At 55.6% G+C, this 18,638-nt stretch carries 15 protein-coding genes; 5 read left to right on the top strand and 10 right to left on the bottom strand.

Annotated features, from left to right (window positions below):
- Positions 1 to 52: 52 nt before the first annotated feature.
- The 4 genes from H8K03_13445 (at position 53) to H8K03_13430 (ending at position 3,632) form a co-directional block, all read left to right on the top strand.
- Positions 53 to 829 carry a CBS domain-containing protein gene (locus H8K03_13445; protein UVT18818.1) on the top strand — a complete coding sequence of 259 codons (777 nt, stop codon included), beginning with the start codon at positions 53 to 55 and terminating at the stop codon, positions 827 to 829.
- A gap of 81 nt (positions 830 to 910) precedes the next feature.
- Positions 911 to 1,966, top strand: coding sequence for an LOG family protein (locus tag H8K03_13440; protein ID UVT18817.1), 1,056 nt, complete (start codon positions 911 to 913; stop codon positions 1,964 to 1,966).
- 256 nt (positions 1,967 to 2,222) lie between these two features.
- The gene (locus tag H8K03_13435; GenBank protein ID UVT18816.1) at positions 2,223 to 2,915 is read left to right on the top strand and encodes a phosphoesterase; all 693 of its coding nucleotides are present in this window, start codon (positions 2,223 to 2,225) and stop codon (positions 2,913 to 2,915) included.
- A gap of 12 nt (positions 2,916 to 2,927) precedes the next feature.
- On the top strand, positions 2,928 to 3,632 hold the full coding sequence (locus H8K03_13430; GenBank protein ID UVT18815.1) for a rhomboid family intramembrane serine protease: 705 nt from the start codon (positions 2,928 to 2,930) through the stop codon (positions 3,630 to 3,632).
- Between the two features lie 27 nt (positions 3,633 to 3,659).
- Here H8K03_13430 and H8K03_13425 read toward each other — a convergent pair whose 3' ends face one another.
- The 8 genes from H8K03_13425 to H8K03_13390 all read right to left on the bottom strand — a co-directional run bounded on the left by H8K03_13425 (position 3,660) and on the right by H8K03_13390 (position 15,879).
- Positions 3,660 to 5,507 carry a response regulator gene (locus H8K03_13425; protein ID UVT18814.1) on the bottom strand — a complete coding sequence of 616 codons (1,848 nt, stop codon included), beginning with the start codon at positions 5,505 to 5,507 and terminating at the stop codon, positions 3,660 to 3,662.
- A gap of 190 nt (positions 5,508 to 5,697) precedes the next feature.
- Positions 5,698 to 6,861, bottom strand: a complete 1,164-nt coding sequence (locus tag H8K03_13420) for a 5-(carboxyamino)imidazole ribonucleotide synthase (protein ID UVT18813.1) — start codon at positions 6,859 to 6,861, stop codon at positions 5,698 to 5,700.
- On the bottom strand, positions 6,858 to 7,448 hold the full coding sequence (gene purE / locus H8K03_13415; protein ID UVT18812.1) for a 5-(carboxyamino)imidazole ribonucleotide mutase: 591 nt from the start codon (positions 7,446 to 7,448) through the stop codon (positions 6,858 to 6,860). The genes H8K03_13420 and purE overlap by 4 nt, the downstream gene beginning before the upstream one ends.
- Before the next feature lie 377 nt (positions 7,449 to 7,825).
- Positions 7,826 to 9,271 (bottom strand): ABC transporter permease, encoded by a 1,446-nt coding sequence (locus H8K03_13410; protein UVT18811.1) that lies wholly within the window; start codon positions 9,269 to 9,271, stop codon positions 7,826 to 7,828.
- Between the two features lie 45 nt (positions 9,272 to 9,316).
- A complete protein-coding gene (locus H8K03_13405) occupies positions 9,317 to 10,996 on the bottom strand; it encodes an ATP-binding cassette domain-containing protein (protein UVT18810.1) in 1,680 nt (559 codons plus the stop codon).
- Positions 10,997 to 11,138: 142 nt separating this feature from the next.
- A complete protein-coding gene (locus H8K03_13400) occupies positions 11,139 to 12,869 on the bottom strand; it encodes a TolC family protein (GenBank protein UVT18809.1) in 1,731 nt (576 codons plus the stop codon).
- Positions 12,758 to 14,305, bottom strand: a complete 1,548-nt coding sequence (locus H8K03_13395; protein UVT18808.1) for a TolC family protein — start codon at positions 14,303 to 14,305, stop codon at positions 12,758 to 12,760. Before H8K03_13395 ends, H8K03_13400 begins: the two co-directional genes overlap by 112 nt.
- 23 nt (positions 14,306 to 14,328) lie before the next feature.
- A complete protein-coding gene (locus H8K03_13390; protein UVT18807.1) occupies positions 14,329 to 15,879 on the bottom strand; it encodes a TolC family protein in 1,551 nt (516 codons plus the stop codon).
- A gap of 142 nt (positions 15,880 to 16,021) precedes the next feature.
- Here H8K03_13390 and nhaR point away from each other — a divergent pair, with 142 nt between their 5' ends.
- Positions 16,022 to 16,921, top strand: coding sequence for a transcriptional activator NhaR (nhaR, locus tag H8K03_13385; GenBank protein ID UVT18806.1), 900 nt, complete (start codon positions 16,022 to 16,024; stop codon positions 16,919 to 16,921).
- 32 nt (positions 16,922 to 16,953) lie between these two features.
- Here nhaR and H8K03_13380 read toward each other — a convergent pair whose 3' ends face one another.
- Both H8K03_13380 and speB read right to left on the bottom strand, forming a co-directional pair.
- The gene (locus H8K03_13380; protein UVT22479.1) at positions 16,954 to 17,655 is read right to left on the bottom strand and encodes a pseudouridine synthase; all 702 of its coding nucleotides are present in this window, start codon (positions 17,653 to 17,655) and stop codon (positions 16,954 to 16,956) included.
- A 46-nt stretch (positions 17,656 to 17,701) separates the two neighbouring features.
- Positions 17,702 to 18,634: an agmatinase gene (gene speB, locus H8K03_13375; GenBank protein ID UVT18805.1), complete on the bottom strand. Its 933-nt coding sequence runs from the start codon at positions 18,632 to 18,634 to the stop codon at positions 17,702 to 17,704.
- Between the last annotated feature and the right edge of the window lie 4 nt (positions 18,635 to 18,638).

Raw genomic sequence — 18,638 nt, 5'->3', positions numbered from 1 at the left:
GTTCCAGCCGCCAGGAGGGCAGATTCGTGAGAAAAAAGGGCTTGGCTGAGACATGGCAGACAAAGACGATCAACAGCCCAAGGCGTCGCATTACGAGGTTACTCTGGTTTCACATATGATGACACCTGGCGTGGTTCAGATTCCAGGGGACGTATCCGTCACTGAAGCGGCATCGTTGCTGGAACGTGAACGGATGCCCTGTCTCCTCGTCAAGGATACGGAGTCTCGTTTCGGACTTATGACGCCGACCGATATCGTGAAGAAAGTCGTTGCGCAGGGCCTTGAACCTGATGACATCGAAGTACGGACGATCATGACACGCCCAGTTCAATTCATCGAGTATGATCGGGCGATGGAGGAAGCCTCGACGCTCATGATGTCGACAGGCACACCGATCCTCATCGTCACCAAACAAGATCAGCCGGTCGGCGTCCTCACTGCGCGTGACCTGGTCCTTTTACCCAAACGATGCGTGACACACATTTCGGCGACGATTAGCATCATGGATGGAGAGCGGGTGGGAGCTGAGCATCAAGTCGCCATCACACAACTCAGTCATGCCGGAGCTTCCGTGGAGTCTCCCGCATTACTGTTGCCTGGCACCAAAGTCATCTTGAGCTTTTGCCTCTCTGAGGCGATGAGTCCCCTGACAATCCGAGGGACTGTGCTGAATAACACAACCCTCGAACACCCGCCCAGCACAACCCGTTCCATCCTGGACACACGTCCGGGCGTGGAGATCCAATTTATTGATCTCTCTCCCGCCGATCAGTCCAGGATCAAAGCCTGGGTGCTGACGAACCTGCCTCAATCGCCCAACCTGTCCTAACGACTCAATATCTTATCAATCTTTGACCAACGCCTGATCCATTGGTAGAATTTTCGGTGTCACTCACAATAAAGGATGGTTATGAATACAACCGGTAAGTCTTCGCAGGTTCGACCTCGTCCCGTGTTATCGCGAGACGAGATCCTTCATCAAATCAGCGCCCTTCTGGACCGGCCGGATGACGATTTGCATGCTGCCCTTATGAGAGAGCTCTTGACCGGTCTGTTGAAACTCCATGATGCACACTTAGATCTCCTGGATGTGAAAATCGTGAACCGCGCGGTCAAGGAATTGCGTCATGCATTTGGCGTCTTCCACAACTATCGGAATCGGCAGAAAGTCAGCATTTTCGGCTCGGCACGGACCCACGCCGACGATCCCAATTACCAACTCGCGCACCAGTTTGCCCAGGCCATTGTTCGAGAGGGCTTCATGGTCATCACTGGAGGGGCGGATGGAATCATGCGCGCCGCTCAGGAAGGTGCCGGGCGTGAAAACAGCTTTGGCGTCAACATCATGTTGCCGTTTGAGCAGGGTCCCAATTCCACCATCGCCGATGATCCGAAGTTGATCACGTTCAAATACTTTTTTACCCGCAAGTTGATGTTTCAAAAGGAAGCAAACGCCATCGCCCTTTTCCCTGGGGGATTCGGCACGCATGATGAGGGCTTTGAAATCCTCACGCTGGCCCAAACCGGCAAGAGCGATCCTCAGCCGATCGTCTGTCTTCAGGCTCCCGGCTGCGATTATTGGGATGATTGGGCGGCATTTGTGACGAAGCAACTGTTGAAGCGGAACCTGATCAATGAAGAAGACATGAATCTTTTTACAATCGTGACTTCAGCGGAAGCGGCTGTCAGTCACATTCTCCGGTTCTATCGGCGCTACCACTCTTTGCGCTTTGTGGGACGACAGCTTGTGATCCGCCTGAGGCAAACCATCTCTCTTGAGCAACTCGAACAGATCCGGAGCCAATTCACCGATCTCCTATCCGACGGCACATTTGAACTGCGAGGCTCTCTTGAGGAAGAGCTCGATGAACCAGCCCTGCGCGACTTTCAACGACTCGTGTTCAATTTTAACCGACGTAGCGCCGGCCGACTTCGGCAGCTGATCAATCATCTGAACGAGCTGTGATCCTGTCTGTTCCTGGAGTCGGACCTGAAACACGCCTTTTAGTCCTGGCCTGGGCATGCTATTCTCTCCCACCTCTATGAGTAACGTATCTTCCGCCCCTCCATTCCATGACTCTCCGGACATTGTCCTATATCATGCCGATTGCTCTGACGGTTTCGGTGCGGCTTGGGCTCTCTGGAAAAAATTTCCAAGTGCCAGCTTTTTGCCCGTAAAACACGGCCACCCTCCCCCACCCGATCTGAAGGATCGCCGGGTCGTGATTGTTGACTTCAGCTATGCTCGATCGATTCTTGAGGCTATGGCCTCCGAAACGAAAGAACTGTTGATTTTAGACCACCATATCACCGCGGAGAGGATCTTGGATGGCTTTCCGCATGCGTATTTCGATCAAACGAAGTCCGGTGCCGTTCTGAGTTGGGAATGGGCTCATGGCACGACCGCTCCATGGCTGCTTCAGTATATTCAAGACAAAGATCTATGGGCGTGGGCCTTGCCGGGGAGTCGCGAAATCAACGCGGCGTTGGCTTCCTATCCGTTCGACTTCACCGTGTGGGACCGATTTTCCCAGTCAACGCTTGAGCAGGAGGGTCGAGCCATCTTGCGCTATGAATATGAGCTGGTCGGCAAGCTTGCCGCACAGGCGGCTATGGTGGAATTCCAAGGTGTCGTCGTTCCCTCTGTGCAAAGCGCCATCCTCACGAGCCAGATCGGCGAACGGCTCTCACCACACCATCCCTTTTGCTTGATCTGGCATGATCGCGACGGTCGTCGCTATTTCAGCATGCGTTCCAGAGCCGAAGGCACAGATGTCGGTACCATCGCCGCATCATTCGGAGGCGGCGGTCATACCCATGCAGCCGGATTCTCCGTTCCACTACAAAGCGACGGAAGGCCTCCGGCCGATCTCGAATTGCCTCGTCTCATCACTGATCACCGCCGAACTCCATAACCACGGATCACCGTGATTCCGCTTCACGACGATAATCCGACCCAAATTACTCCCATTGTCACGATGACCTTCATCGGTATCTGTGTCGCCGTGTTTCTCTACCAAGTGAATCTTCCCCAAGAACCGGCCGAACTGTTTGCATTTCAATACGGCGCCATCCCTTCCATCATCTTCGGCCACGCCTCACTCCCGGAGGAAGCCAGAGTCGGTTTTCCGGCAACCCTAACTCTGGTGACCAGCATGTTTCTTCACGGAGGCTGGATGCATTTGCTGGGAAACATGCTTTACCTTTGGATTTTCGGCAATAACATCGAAGACGTGATGGGCCACGCGAAATTTGTGGTCTTTTACATCCTATCCGGAATCCTTGCCGCTCTGAGCCATGCGCTCACCGATCCTTCCTCCCAAATTCCGATGGTCGGAGCCAGTGGAGCGATTTCCGCGGTGCTCGGCGCCTATCTCTTGTTATTTCCACGTGCTCACGTGCTGGTCTTATTGCCGGGAATTGGGATGACCCGCGTGGCCGCGGGCATCGTCCTCGGCATGTGGTTCCTTACTCAACTGATCATTGGAGGAATGAGCGTCGGCGCCAGTGGAGGCGGAGTCGCCTTCTTTGCCCACATCGGCGGCTTTATCGCGGGCATGGCCCTCATCGGCCTTTTCAAGCGGAGAGACGTGCGCTTTTTCTCACCGGGTCGATCAATGTGGCGCGGATAATGAGAGCTTCAGCAGCGACGAACACTTTCAAGCTGCGTCCAACACGTCCCTGACCTTTTCCACGAGCCCTGACTGACGATAGGGATGCTGCAAGACAAATCGCTGGTTGATGCGATGATGCAGAATCGTTTCATCATCGTAGCTGGAGACAAACAACGCCTTCATCGTCGGATGCTGGGTCAAGAGCCGGCGAGCCAGTTCACGCCCGCCGATTTCCCGCATCACTAATGGGCTTACGGTGAGATGAACGATCCCTTTGTACCGTTGCGTGAGCATCAGCGCCTCGACCGATGAGGCCGCTTCCAAGACACGGTAGCCATACCGTTGTAAAACCGACAGCGCCAGCTTACGTTCAATTTCATTCTCCTCGACGAACAGGACCGTTTCATTTCCTTTGGCTAGCATGGTTTTCGGAATCAGTTCCTCATGCGTCGCAGACGGCGCGGCGGCGGGGAGAAAGACCCGGACGACCGTCCCTTGCCCAGGTCGACTCTCCACCTCCAGCCTACCTCCGTTCTTTTTGACAATCCCAAAGACTGCTGTGAGACCGAGACCGATGTTATTCTCCTTCGTTGAGAAAAACGGTTCGAACATGTGAGTCTGAGTATCCAGATTCATTCCGGTTCCAGTATCGCTGATCTGAATCAGCACCTGCGGATACACGACGCCGGCCGGTAACGGTTGGCTCGATGTAGAAACCTTCTCGATCACCTTCACCTCGATCGACAGACGACCTCCCTGCGACATTGCATCCCGCGCATTCACAATCAACTGAAACAGTACGGTTTCTAATCCTTCACGATCCACCTCGGCGTAGACCACTCGCTTGTCCGATTCGACGGTCAATTGAATATGATCAGGTAACAGACTCGTGATCATACTATGCATATCCGCCAGCACGGCATGGGCGGACACTGTCTTTCGAACGGGCTGGCTATCCAGGTTCAGGGCAATCAGCTGTGCCGTAAGCGTGGCGGCCTTTTCCCCGACCTTAAAAACCTCATCGGCTGAGGACCTGAGAGGATCGCTCGGCTGCAGGCGCGACAACATGACCCCGGTCTGTTTTCCAATGACTGAAAACAACGCCCCAAACTCACCCGCAATTCTCGCGGCGACTCGTCCGACCGCTTCCATTTTCTGTGCTTCATGAAGTTGTCGCTCGAGTCCTTGCCGAACCGCTTGCCCATTGCGGAGTTCGGCATTCGCCGTTGCGAGGTCTTCTTTTAAGGCCTTCAGCCGTTCTTCCAATTTCACTTTTTCCGACTCCAACTCACCTTCCGTCTTCTTCAAGGCCTCAACGTCTTTTCGAAGCGAGGCCTTCTCCTCTTGCGCCACGGCTGTACTTTCCAGTGCAATTCCATAGAACACCGCCATCACAAGAAGAACCGGGATCCCCAGCAACTGTCCAGTGGCCATGACACCTGTGTGCAGCATCCCTTCATACAGTACCACTCCATATCCGACACTCAGGAGTAGGGAAAGACCCAGCACATGGCTCAGCCGCCTGACTGATGCCGCCACCAGCATGACAACAAAATAAGCAATGTAAAGGTCGGATCGGGCATTTCCGGAAAGGTAGATGACGGCGGTCACGAGGACTGTATCGACTGCTACAAGTCCGGCGCTGAACCAGGTCGCTCCCAACACTCCTTGGGGCAATATCGCCATCGTGGCCATTCCCAGCCATAACCCCGTCACCAGACCGTTGCTCACGACCCGACTGATGACGGAGTCGGCACCAAAGAGCAACTCATACGACAAGATGATGCTGACGAGGCCTTGGAGAACGAGATAGCGGGAGCTGGGTTTCGTGAGTGATCGGTAGAACCTTCCAGACGATTCGCCGCTGCCAGTCGGGGTCAAATTTTGCACCATGTATCTCCTTCGCCATTTAGAACAACACGCGAAGGTGAGCAAATGTCATACCTCAAGAACCCCTAACTAACCATTACGTTTGTAAGGTTTTCTGTCAACCTCCCGATCTCTTGCGAACTAAGTGGTGACAAAATCGAACGGCTGTAAACTCAGGCTGGAATGGAAGCTGGGCGGTATAAAGGAACCAAAGCTAAGCGGGCTTTCTGATGCGTGTGATAAACCGTTGGGCCAGTGATACTGCGTCCTCACTCTTGGGAGCAGTGAAGGTCACATGGCCCATTTTTCTACCAGGACGAACCAGCCCTTTGCCGTAGAGATGAAGCACGGCTCCCGCGATCGAATGGAGGGCATAGCAACCTTCGCCAGACATCACACATGTCACTTCTTCACCGATGAGATTCACCATCACCGCTGGGCTCAAGAGTCTTGTTTCTCCCAACGGCAGACCACAGGTCACTCGTACTTGCTGCTCGAATTGGGATACTGTGCAAACATCCAACGTATAGTGACCTGAGTTATGCGGGCGCGGAGCGATCTCATTAATAAGCAGGTTGCCCTCTTGGGTGTGAAAGAGTTCTACACAGAACACTCCCACACCCTGTAACGCAGTTACGGCCTGGGTTGAGAGCTGCCTCGCTTTTTCAGCTATATCAGGAGAAACAGGTGCGGGTACGATGGTGTCACGCAAGATACCCTTTTCATGCCGATTCTCGACGACCGGATAAACCTGACACTCGCCAGTACTGCTTCGTACGACCAGAACTGAGAGCTCTCTTACAAACTGAATGAACTGTTCAAGAATCCATCGATGGCCGGACTTGGCCGTTGCCAAGACTTGCTCAGCCTGTGCCACATCAGAAGCTTCTCTGAGTAGCCACTGACCTTTCCCATCATAGCCGCTCCGTGCTGTCTTGCAAATGGCGGGAAGGCCCAGACGCCCGACTGCTTGAGTCAGCTGGCCGGCCGATTCGACGACGGCGAAGGGGGGAACAAAGAGGTGTCGAGACGATAAGAACTGCTTCTGTTCAATCCGATCTTGAAGGGTCCGTAGGACAGCACTGGACGGTCGGATTGAGCGGCACCCTTCTAACCATTCACAAAGCTCGGCCGGCACGTTTTCCCATTCTAGAGTGATGGCTTGGGCAATGCTCGCGAATTGTTCGCGGACCGTAACATCCGAGAATGACGCGGTAAACGAGTACGCGGCTACTTGATGTGCAGGAGCGTCTGGGTCTGGATCCCAGACAGCGACACGGTAGCCCATGCGGCGCGCAGCCCCGGCGAACATTGCGCCCAATTGGCCGCCACCCAGCACACCGAGAACGGATCCGGGCTCAAGGATTTGTTTGGTCACGACCGCCGACTCGTCTCATCGGCTCCAAGATTGCCAAAACTCTTGCCCTTGGCCTCAGGGGAATTGAGCACGCTCTCCGTTTGAACCGTCCGATAGTCTTTGATCCGTTCAGCAATTTCGGGATAACTACCGGCAAGAATTTGTGCCGCAAGGATCCCGGCATTCTCGGCACCACCGATTGCGACAGTGGCGACGGGAATCCCTTTGGGCATCTGGACAATCGACAACAAGGAATCGAGACCACGAAGATTTTCGGTTGGGATGGGTACGCCAATTACCGGGAGATGAGTTTTCGCCGCCAACATACCGGGAAGGTGAGCCGCTCCGCCGGCGCCTGCGATAATCACCTTGATTCCACGACCGGGAGCTGTTGTGGCATACTCAAATAGGCGATCCGGTGTTCGATGAGCAGAGACGACTAAGAGTTCATACGGAATACCAAACTGTGCCAAGATCGCTCCCGCCTTTTCTAAAACAGGGAAATCAGATTTACTCCCACCCAGCACCCCGACAACCGGCTTACCGTTCTGAAACGTTCGGCTAGCCTTGTGCCGGGAGCGGCCCGGTACGCGCCCCGTCTTGGTCATAAGGTACTTCTCCTTCAATCCTGATCAACTCAGCAGTGACTGAATAACGGCACATTAGCGAGTCTTTGTGGTGTGGTCAAGGAGGTACACCGAATGGGAACCAAGATCCGTGTCACTAGTCTCATTCTTCGCTGTTCGTCAATCGCCGAGCGCCGGCTTGCGCCAAAACCAAATTGAAAAAGCGGAAGGTTTATGTGGTAGCGCTCGCAGGAGCTAGCACTATGGCTAGACCGACATGGAGGAAATAATGTTAGTGCGGGAGCAAGAAATACAAAACGTTATTTGATCCGAAAAATGCGAAGATGGCTCAGGTTCTACCCTGAGCCATCTTCTTGGGAGAGACTTCTGCGCCGCACAAGGCGTACGGCGCATTCTAATTACTTGACGCCCTGCCCAGCCGCCCTGGGAGCGAACATCTCAAACACACTGGGCGACCGTTCAATATAGTCCGGTGGGAAGAAGTTGAACCGCCGCCACAGTTCGTACCAGAGTGGCACACGATTCATGATCACCCAGCCCAACACTCTCGTACCCTGGCGCACCTTGGCCTGTTCCGGCCAGGGCTGAGGATCATCCGGATCGGGAACCACCCAGAAGCGATAGTTTCCCTTTCCATCGTCGATTTGATCGACCACTTTGATGACGCCGCCTCGGGTACCCGCCATCAATGAAGGCCAGGCTGGTAATGGAATGGCCGGCACGCCGAAGAATAGGATCCTCACTTTTCGGCCTGGGGTCAAGAGCGGAGCATCCAACCCTTCAGCTGTCATTTCGATGGCCGGATCGGAAGCGAGTGGAGAAATGGTGACCAGATTCTCTCCCTGCTTGACCGTTTCATTGATTCCAACCTTAGCCATCTTGACAACCGTCCCATCCATTGGCGCTATGAGTTTCGCGGCCTCGATACGTTGTTGGACGCCCTGTTGCCGGTAAGATATGTCTGCCAAACTCTCTGTCGCCTTGGCAGCTTCAGCCACCGCAGCATCTCGAGACGCTATGGCATCCATGAGCTTTTGCTGCACGTCTGCCGTGATCTGATCGCGACCGAAGCTTAAAGCCGACCTGGCTTGTTCAGCAGCCAAAAGGCTGGCCTGCGCTGCCTGGAGACCGGCCTTGGTCCCGATTTCCGTTTGAATCGTCAACTCAAGTTCACGTTGAGAGACCAATCCATCCCTGACAAGTTGTCTGTGCCGGTCGACATTGAGTTGTGCCGTATGCACATCAATTTTAAGTTGCTCGACCTTCTGTTGAGCCTCACGAACCTTGTTGTCAGCTTCCACTACTCGGGCTTCTGCCGAGGGGACGGCGGCTTGGACCAACTTCTTCATCTCTCCAATTCTCTTGGTGAGCTGATCCGCCCGGGCCAGTGCCGCTTGGCGTGTTTGCTCCAGAGCCACCCTCCGTTGTTCGAACAGTGGGAGGATCTCAGGCGCCATGAAGGTTGGATCGTAGTCCTCCAGCTCGCCGACGAGTTCTCCCTTTTTCACCTTGACGCCTTCATAAATATGCCAGGCCTTGACACGGCCGGTGATTCTAGACTCGAGCTGTTGAGGGCGATCATAGGGAGTATACGCGGAAACCTTCCCGGACGCCTGGATGGTCTGCGTCCAGGGTACGAACTCGAGGATAATCAGAAACACCAGAAGAATCGTTAGAATCGCGCGTGAAGCCGTGAACATACCCCGTGGAATTTGTACGGCTTCCCAGCATGGCAACTTGGCCAATGCGGGTCCCTGTTCAATAGTGATCGCCTCTAACCCGACCCCTCGCTTAATCAGCGCACGTCCCCCACTGTTTTCGAGACCACCACTTAGGCTAGCCATGGAGCCTCCATTAATTTACCGGCGTTGGTTTGCCATTCTAAACGCTTATGCATTGGCATGATGAAGCATAATACGACGATCAGCATGATCCGTCAGGTTTGGATCCGTTGATACAAAGATAACCGACCATGCTTCATCCTTGGAGCACAACCGGCGTAGCACTCTTTCGCGTAACGATGGTTCGAGTGAGTGAATCAAGCCATCGAATATGAGAACTTGGGGACGTCCGAGGATAGCGCGAGCTAAGAGGATCTGTACGATGTGAGTCGGCGAAAGGGACTCGCCCAGCGCTGATATATCCGATTTAGCTGCGCGTGGCAGAGTTTCGACATCTTCCTCGAGCTCCGTGAAGCGGAGGGCCCAGTTGAGATCATCATAGGTAACATACGAGCGACCCATGACTATATTTTCTTCGATCGTTCCCTCGATCAAAGACAACTGTGAATCGATCATGACGCTACGGCATTGATTGATCGCATTAGGCTCGATGTACCGGAGATCGACTCCATTGTACTGAACAACACCCGTGGTCGGAGTTTCGAGACCACCCAATACCCTGGCCAAAGCCGTTTTGGCCGCTGTTGTCCGGGCATAGATCCCAAGTTTTTCCCCAGGTGCCACATCCAAGTTGAAACCGTCAAACACAGATGCACCACCGTGAGTGAGACTGACGCCTTTGCAGGTAACACGGACTCCTTGATTCAAATGCTTCGGCAGTGCCACAGCCGATTCGGTCGAAACGAAATCTTGCTCCTGTGTAAAGACCTCATCAAGGTGAGTGAGGGAGGCGAAGAAATAGTACACATGGCCCATGTTCTTGATCAGGGAGTCAAAATTGATCACCAGTGCACTGACGACCGCTTGGACGGCTACCAATTGTCCAAGTGTCAACTGCCCCTGGGCCATAAGATAGCCGGCGATACCAAGCGCACCCGCATGCGCTATAGCTTGTCCCCCCACAGAACCGATGTATTGACGCACGAGGACGGCAAACCGTGCCTTCCGAGCTTCTACATACCGGTTGACCAAGTCATTCGTCCGTTGCATGACAAACGGTCGGCTATCCGTGGCCTTCAACTGCAACGCATTGTGTGAAATCTCTTGAATCCAATTGAACACATCGTATTTCGCGTGAGACATATCGAGAGTCGCCCTCAGTGCACCGCGGGAGAGCACGAAAAATGTGACCAGGAATCCGGCCATGAGCACCAGGTTGTACGTGAGAAAATAGGGATGGTAGACCATCAGCAAGATCATGCCGACCGTCCCGCCCACTACGACATTTACCAGATCGATGAGTAACGTGGACAACGCCCGCTGCATAAAGACCGTTTCAATAAAGAAGTTTGAAAGGTCTCCTCGGGACCCTCTGAATCGGTTCCGAGGGATCTGTTCAACCATCGCCACCGAGACTCTGGCAAAAAGACGGCGTTGCACGACATCCACGGCATAAAAGTGGAACGTCTTGAACAAGCCGACAAATAACAGTACCAGCAGCATGATACCGGTCAACGTCCAAATCATGACCGGCTGAATCGCATATGAAAACGTGCTGACCAACTCCTGCACGGTCAACGGAATGATGAGAGAAAAGAATGCGACGGCCAGAGCATAAGAAAGAATCAAATGCATGATCCTTTTCTCAGCCCGCATGGCCACGGAGAGCTGCTTCATCAGCGCGTCGAACAGGCCCGGATAACTACTTTTGCCCTGAGGTTCTTTCATGAGCACCCCCAGTAATAAGTCAGAATGTGATTGATCGGCACCTTGCTGAACTTAATGACGGCTGAACTTAATCACGTTTTGGAACCTACTTCCAAGCCCATCGAATGAACTATACGTCAGTACCAAGCCGCTTCTTCAACATTTAGTCACGTCCAGGTAGTTTACGACCGGACGAGCCTGCGGCATTTAATGGCTCGCCATATTTGGCAAGCACACTTTCAGCCAGTGGTTTCGACAGTGCCCCCCTTGCCCACAGCATCCCTCCTCGGGACACCACATAGTCGGCTTGGGCACGGTAGAGTTCGTAAGCCAATTCGACCACCGCACGCTCTCGTAGGTTGACGAACAGCACACTCGTCGCTCCCATATTAAACCGAACCCGTTCGCCTTCCTCCAACGTCTTGGCCAATCGCAGAGCCTCTGTTGAGGCTTTCACTCGGTCTCGGGCCCGCACAATCGCTGAGAGCCAGTTATCAACGTCGATCTGAACTTGTCGCTCCGCGTATGCTTGTTTCCAGGCCAATCGCTCCTGCTCCGCTTCGGCGTGAAGGACTTTCCCTCGGGCAGCCCGATTGAACAACGGCATACTGAAGAACGTGGCCATTCGATAGCCGATGCCTCCAACCCAATAGATAGAGCCGATCGCAGGCCCTCCCTCAACCGTGAGCTTTGGAAGCAGATTATTCTTCGCCAGTTTCAGTTCGATATTGTTCAATTTGGCTTCAATGTAGAGATCGCGCACTTCCGGCCGGTCCTCCGTGGCTGCCACCTTGAAGGCCGCTATCTCCTCCTCAGTCGGCACCGGCGTTTCCCCTTGAAACTCCGGTGCCCATTCAGGGCGAGGTGTTACAGGTTGGCCGTTTTCCCAGAGAAAGAGCGCCAGCTTATATTGCTCATATTCGACCTTTCGTTGCGCGGCAATGGCAGCCTCTCGACGCCGCTGAACTTCTTCTCTGGCTTCGACCACGTCGATCGGAGCGACCGCACCGGCTTTGGACCTACCCTCAACCATGCGATAGCGCTCGTCTGCGACGTCCAGCGCACGCTTCACCACATCGGCTTGTTTGACGGCGACCTGCCAATCCCAGTATTGAATGGCCCCGGCGAGATAAAGGTCTTGCCGTTTCTGGGCCACCTTCACCTCGGCTTGCGGCCCGGCGATTTCCGCCTGTTGAAATTGGGCAAACTCTTCGTTGACCATGAATCCCCGCAGGAGATTCAACTTTCCGCCGACGAGGCCCATTTGCTGCGGATAGAACAGTTGAAAGTCTTGAGGGACCGCTATCGAGGGAGTCACGACGTTACGGTCACCATTACCAAGCTGCCCACTGAGCGTCGCATGATCCCCAAAGACATTACGGATACCGCCGAAGATCTCCCACCCCCAAGGGTGCCCGATCTTGAGAAAGGTATCAACATAGCCAGAACTTAAGTGATTCGGCGCGCCACTGGCGTTCGTCAGATTGTACGTTTGATACCGGTCAAACTCGAGCTCGTTCCGAATCTTCGGCTCCCACACACCCAATGCTTTGAAGACCTTCGCCCGGGCCTGCGCCCGCTCCAGTCCGGTCGCCTGGAGCAGCGGATGGGTCAACTCAATCCTAGCCAGCACCTCTTCAATGGTCAGGGGAGCGGTACGGACTGACTGTGTCCGCACAACGGTCGAGTCGAGCACCGGTTCTGCTAGTGCGGTCGCCGGCACCATCATCAACGAGAACAGCAAAAGAAGGATCAAGGAAGGATGCTCCTTATGTTGCTGAATTAATCGCGTCCCGGTCGTTTGAAGCCGTTCGTGCCCGCCGCCGTCAGCGGGTTCCCGTACTTGGCCAACTCGCTTTGGGGCCACGGCTTCGACAATGAGCCCCTCGCCCACAGCATGCCTCCACGCGACACGGCGTAGTCGGCTTGCGCCCGATACAGCTGGTACGCCTGTTCCACCACGTTGCGCTCACGGAGGTTCACAAAGAGAACGGTGGTCGCACCCATGTTGAATCGGGTTCGTTCTCCCTCCTCCAGTGTCTTGGCCAACCGCAGCGCCTCCGTCGCCGCCTTCACCCGGTCTCTGGCCCGCACTTGGGCGGAGAGCCAGTTGTCCACGTCGATGCTGACTTGTTGCTCGGTGTACAGCTGTTTCAAGGCCAATTGTTGCTGGTCCGCTTCCGCGTAGAGGACCTTCCCCCGCCCTTCTCTCTGGAACAGCGGCATCGCAAACCACGATTCCGTCCGATACCCGACACCCACATTCCAGTCCGAGCCGGCGTCCATTTGTCCACCCTTAAAATCCAACTTTGGGAGCAGATAGTTTTTTGCGAGCTTGATGTCGATATTGTTGATCTTGGCGTCGATGTAAAGCTCCCGCACTTCCGGCCGGTCCTCTTTAGCCTCCACCTTATAGGCCGCGATCTCCTCCTTGGTCGGGAGCGGCGTTTCTCCTTGGAATTCAGGTGCCCATTCCGGTCGCGGCGACACCGGCTCGCCGTTCTCCCAGAGATAGAGGGACAGTTTGTACTGCTCATACTCCACTTTCCGTTGGGCGGCGATGGCTGCCTCTCGCCGTCGCTGGACTTCTTGAGTGGCTTCGATCACATCGAGCGGCGAGGACAGTCCCCTCTTCGCCTGGCCCTCGATCTGCTTGAACCGTTCTTCAGCCACAGCCAGGGTCCGTTGCTGGACTTCGTTCTGCTTCACTGCCACTTGCCAATCCCAGTACTGCACGGCGCCGGCGAGATAGAGGTCTTGCCGTTTCTGCGCGACGTGGATCTCCGCCTGCGGTCCCGCAAGTTCAGCCTTCTGGAAGTCGGCGTACTCATCATTCATCATGAAGCCGCGCAGCAGGTGGGCCGACCCACTTATGATCATTTGCTGGTTATGCCAGAACAACAGGCCATCATTCGCGAGGAGAGCATGGGCGCCTTGGTTCGTGCGATCCCCAAACCCGTTGCGGATCCCGCCTTCGATCGTGAAGCCCCAGGGATGCCCCATCGCGATCGTGGAATCGTTATATCCCCCCGTCGTCTCATTCACGAAGGCCAGGAAATTCCAAGACTGATATCGATCGGCCTCGGTCCGGTTGTTGAACTTTGGTTCCCAGGCCCCGAGCGCCTTCAGGATCTTCGCTCGGGCATCCATCCGTTCCACCCCTGTCGCCCGCAGCAACGGATGCGTCAACTCAATGCGGGCGAGCACTTCGCTGATGGTCAGAGGCTCGGTGCGGGAGGACTGCGCCTTCAACGCGCTGGAATCGTGCACCGGTTCGGCCAGCGTCGCCACGGGAAGCAAGATCAGAATCACGAGTAATAGAGCGGCCATCGACGGATGCTCCTTGTGCCGGATTAATCGCGGCCCGGTCGTTTGAAGCCGTTCATGCCCGCCGCCGTCAGCGGGTTTCCGTACTTGCTCAACTCGCTTTCGGCCCAGGGCTTAGACAGCGCTCCCCTGGCCCACAACATACCTCCACGCGACACGGCGTAGTCGGCCTGCGCCCGATACAGCTGGTACGCCTGTTCCACCACGTGGCGCTCACGGAGGTTCACGAATAAGACGGTGGTAGATCCCAAGTTAAACCTCGTGCGCTCGCCTTCCTCCAGCGTCTTGGCCAGCCGTAGGGCCTCCGTCGCCGCCGTCACCCGGTCTCTGGCCCGCACTTGGGCCGAGAGCCAGTTATCCACGTCGAAGCTGACTTGTTGTTCGGTGTATAGCTGTTTCAACGCCAATTGTTGCTGGCTCACTTCCGCAGCCATGATCTTCCCACGCGCTTCCCGTTGGAACACCGGCATCTCACTATGCAGACCGACCCGATACCCGAGTCCCACGACCCAGTCCGCAACGCCCTTGGTCGGCCCCCCTTCAAGATCCAACGTGGGGAGCAGTTTGTTCTTGGCGAGCTTAATGTCGATATTGTTCAGCTTGGCCTCGATGTAGAGGTCCCGCACTTCAGGCCGTGTTTCTTTCGCCTCTACTTTATAGCCGGCAACCTCCTCGTTGGTCGGAAGCGGCGTTTCCCCCTGGAATTCCGGCGCCCATTCCGCTCGCGGCGTCACCGGTTCGCCGTTTTCCCAGAGAAACAGGGACAATTTATACTGTTCATACTCCACCTTCCGTTGCGCGGCGATCGCAGCCTGTTGCCGTTTCTGAACCTCTTGGTTCGCCTCGACGACATCGAGCGGCGCGACCTTCCCGCCCTTGGCCAACCCTTCGACCTGGACCAAGCGCTCTTCGGCAACGCCCAAGGCACGCTTCACCACATCCGCTTGTTTCACAGCGACCTGCCAATCCCAATACTGCACCGCTCCGGCCAGGTAGAGATCTTGCCGCTTCTGCGCCACTTTGATCTCCGCTTGCGGCCCCGCGAGTTCCGCCTGTTGAAACTGGGCGTTCTCCTCGTTGACCATGAAGCCTCGCAGCAGATGGACTGTCCCGCCGTAGTAGAAATGCTGATAATGATAGGTGGCCAGTAGGTCAGGGGGAAACGCAATGCGACTGTTGGGGTGATCGCCGAAGCCGCTGCGGAGCCCGCCTTCGACCGTGAAGCCCCAGGGATGCCCGACCTGGACCGTGCTGTCGGCATATCCACCCGTTTGTTGACTCGGAATGTTGAACGCCGTCGTGAGATTCCACGTGTTATAGCGTTCGGTCTGTGTATAATTCTTGACCATCGGTTCCCAGGCTCCGAGCGCCTTCAGGATCTTCGCCCGGGCCTTCGATCGCTCGGCTCCCATCCCCTGAAGCAGTGGATGCGTCAACTCGATGCGAGCCAGCACTTCGCTGATGGTCAGTGGTGCGGTGCGAGTCGACTGCGCTTGTACGGCACGCGAGTCGATCACCGGTTCCGCCAGTGCGGTCATTGGCAGAAGAGTCACAATGGCCAACACCAGAGCGATCATGAGGGATGCTCCTTTCACATCAGGTGGCGGACGGCGCCCACAGTAGCAATCTCCCGCTTATTTTTCAAAATAGATAAAACGGATTGGAGTTATCGGCTAATCCGATGTATAGTAACTTCCCTAATTCGAGACCTAGGGCCATATGGATTGGCTGAACTATCACCACCTGCTGTATTTCTGGTCCGTCGCTAAGCACGGGACTGTGACCAAAGCCTGCGAGGAACTCCGTCTGGCGCAGCCCACGATCAGCGGACAGATCCATCTCTTGGAAAATACGTTGGGAGAGAAGTTATTCATCCGGTCCGGCCGCCAGCTGGCGCTGACGGAGATGGGCCAGCTCGTGTTCAAGTACGCGGAGGACATCTTCGCGACCGGTCAAGAGCTGATGAACACGGTGAAGGGGCAGGGCAATGGGCATCCGACGCGGCTGGTCGTCGGCATTGCGGACGCGGTGCCGAAACCGTTGGCGACTCAGCTCCTCAAATCGGCTCTGAAGCTGTATCGGCCGACGCGGTTGATCTGCAACGAAGACAAATTGCGCCAACTCCTGACCGATCTGGCCGCCCATCGTTCGGATCTGGTGATCGCCGACACACCGGCCCCGCCGGGCATCAAGGAGCACACGTATAACCACCCCTTGGGCGAATCGGGAGTCACGCTGTTTGCCACGGCAAAGCTGGCCTCGCAGTATCGCCGAGGTTTTCCCCAATCGCTTCGCGACGCACCATTACTCCTTCCTACCTCCAACGCCATGCTTCGGCGGCTGTTGGATCAATGGCTGGTCAACTACGGAATGCAACCCAACATAGTGGGGGAGTTCGACGACAGCGCGACATTAAAAGCGTTCGGACAGGACGGGCACGGGATCTTCCCCGGCGCATCGGTGATTGAGAAGGAAATCTGTCGCCAATATCGAGTGCAGGTAGTCGGCCAAGCGGAAGGGCTCAAGCAGCACTTCTACGCCATCACCGTGGAGCGGCGGCTGAAGCACCCGATCGTTCTCGCCCTCGTTCGAACCGCCCGTCGCGAGTTGCTCAGTTAGCCGTCAATTGGGCTTCGACTCGACAAGACGCGTCAGATGTGAGGCCGTCCTACCGCTCTCAGGAGCTCTTCCCGCTCCAGACTCGTGAGTTCTTTCCAACTCCCGGCGCTCAGCCCGTTGACAGTAATGTGCATGATCCTCGTTCGGTGCAACGTCATCACTCGATAACCCAGCGTCCGGCACATGCGCCTGATCTGCCGGTTGCGTCCCTCCGTCAGAATGATGCGAAACTGATCACGCCCCACGCGCATCGTCCGGCAGGGCTTCGTCCTGCTTCCAAGAATGACCACGCCCTGCGATAGATGCTCCAAGAAGGACTGTTCGAACGGACGATCGACCTGTACGAGGTACTCTCGTTCGTGCCCGAATTCGGCACGAAGAATCTCATTCACGATGTCGCCGTCGTTCGTCAGCAAAATGAGACCGGATGAATCCTTATCGAGCCGGCCTATCGGGAAGATCCGCTCGGGATGCCCGATCTCCGCAATGATGTTTCTAGCGACGTGCGACTCGCTCGTTGTCGTGACGCCGACCGGCTTATGGTACTTAATGTAAAGGCTTGCTCTACCCCAGAGGATCACCCTGCCTTCACGAGCAATGATGTCGCCAGGCTCTACCTGGTCCCCGAGTTTGGCGACCCTGCCGTTAATCGTGATGGCGCCTGACTCAATCAAACGGTCAGCTTCGCGCCGGGAACAGATCCCGTGCTCGGTAAAGAACTTATTGATGCGGATGGTGTGATCCACGAGACGACAGGATGAATGACGAGTGATCGGATCGTTAGTGCACGCGACGGCCAGCCTTCACTCGACCCAGGATGCGATAGATCAGACGCGCGATGGAAAATTGTGGCGCCACAAACCCTTCGATTGGAGCGATCTCGCTGACATCCATTCCCACGATGCCCGGCCCGTTGGCAAGCGCCGTGACGAGATTAAGGGTATCGTACCATCCGAGGCCGCCTGGTTCCGGAGTTCCAAGCGCAGGAACGATCGACGCATCCAATCCGTCGCAGTCGAACGTTAAGTAGACCGGCGTTCGACAGGCGGCGACCACGTCAGGAATCCACTTTCCCGCTTTGCCTTCATACGAACCTGAAGGGTCAAGGATCGTTGCAGCAAAAAATGTCTTGATCCGATCCGTTGCGTCAATACAAGCAATCTCTTCCTGACTGATCGATCGGATTCCCACCTGCACCAATGCTAAGCCGTCCTCTACGACGCGCGCCATGACACTGGCGTGGCTGAACGGATTGCCTTGATAGGCATTTCGCAGATCGCCGTGCGCATCGATCTGGACAACCGTCATGTCAGGGTATCGTTTCGCGTGGGCTCGAATGGCTCCCAGCGCACCAGTGTGTTCACCCGTCAACGTGACTAAAAACCGCCCTACTCCAACATGCGGTGAGACAAACGCTTCAATGGCATCGACTGCGGCACGATCGACCTTCCCCTTGAGATCCAAGGGCGAAGCCGTCGCGATTCCGCCCCATTCTTGATAGGGCTCAAACCGCAGCTGTTCGTCATAGAATTCAACCTGGCTCGAAGCTTCCAGGATGGCGGATGGGCCGCGGTCTGATCCCTGGATGTAACTGGAGGTGTGTTCGTAGGGAGCCGGCAGCACGTAGACGCCTGCTTGGTCCGGATGACACCAGGGTTCGTCGATCCCCAGGAAATTGTGCTCCGGCCCCTCCCAACCCGAGGGAAGCGTCATGCGT

This window comes from Nitrospira sp., assembly GCA_024760545.1.
Classification (GTDB): domain Bacteria; phylum Nitrospirota; class Nitrospiria; order Nitrospirales; family Nitrospiraceae; genus Nitrospira_D.
This window is presented reverse-complemented; position numbering and strand designations above follow the sequence as displayed.

What these genes read in the sequence shown, in the direction of transcription:
- H8K03_13445 (UVT18818.1), top strand. Translation starts at nt 53, where the DNA reads ATGGCAGACAAAGACGATCAACAGCCCAAGGCGTCGCATTACGAGGTT.
- H8K03_13440 (UVT18817.1), top strand. Translation starts at nt 911, where the DNA reads ATGAATACAACCGGTAAGTCTTCGCAGGTTCGACCTCGTCCCGTGTTA.
- H8K03_13425 (UVT18814.1), bottom strand. Translation starts at nt 5,507, where the DNA reads ATGGTGCAAAATTTGACCCCGACTGGCAGCGGCGAATCGTCTGGAAGG.
- purE (UVT18812.1), bottom strand. Translation starts at nt 7,448, where the DNA reads ATGACCAAGACGGGGCGCGTACCGGGCCGCTCCCGGCACAAGGCTAGC.
- H8K03_13410 (UVT18811.1), bottom strand. Translation starts at nt 9,271, where the DNA reads ATGGCTAGCCTAAGTGGTGGTCTCGAAAACAGTGGGGGACGTGCGCTG.
- H8K03_13405 (UVT18810.1), bottom strand. Translation starts at nt 10,996, where the DNA reads ATGAAAGAACCTCAGGGCAAAAGTAGTTATCCGGGCCTGTTCGACGCG.
- H8K03_13395 (UVT18808.1), bottom strand. Translation starts at nt 14,305, where the DNA reads ATGGCCGCTCTATTACTCGTGATTCTGATCTTGCTTCCCGTGGCGACG.
- H8K03_13390 (UVT18807.1), bottom strand. Translation starts at nt 15,879, where the DNA reads ATGATCGCTCTGGTGTTGGCCATTGTGACTCTTCTGCCAATGACCGCA.
- nhaR (UVT18806.1), top strand. Translation starts at nt 16,022, where the DNA reads ATGGATTGGCTGAACTATCACCACCTGCTGTATTTCTGGTCCGTCGCT.
- speB (UVT18805.1), bottom strand. Translation starts at nt 18,634, where the DNA reads ATGACGCTTCCCTCGGGTTGGGAGGGGCCGGAGCACAATTTCCTGGGG.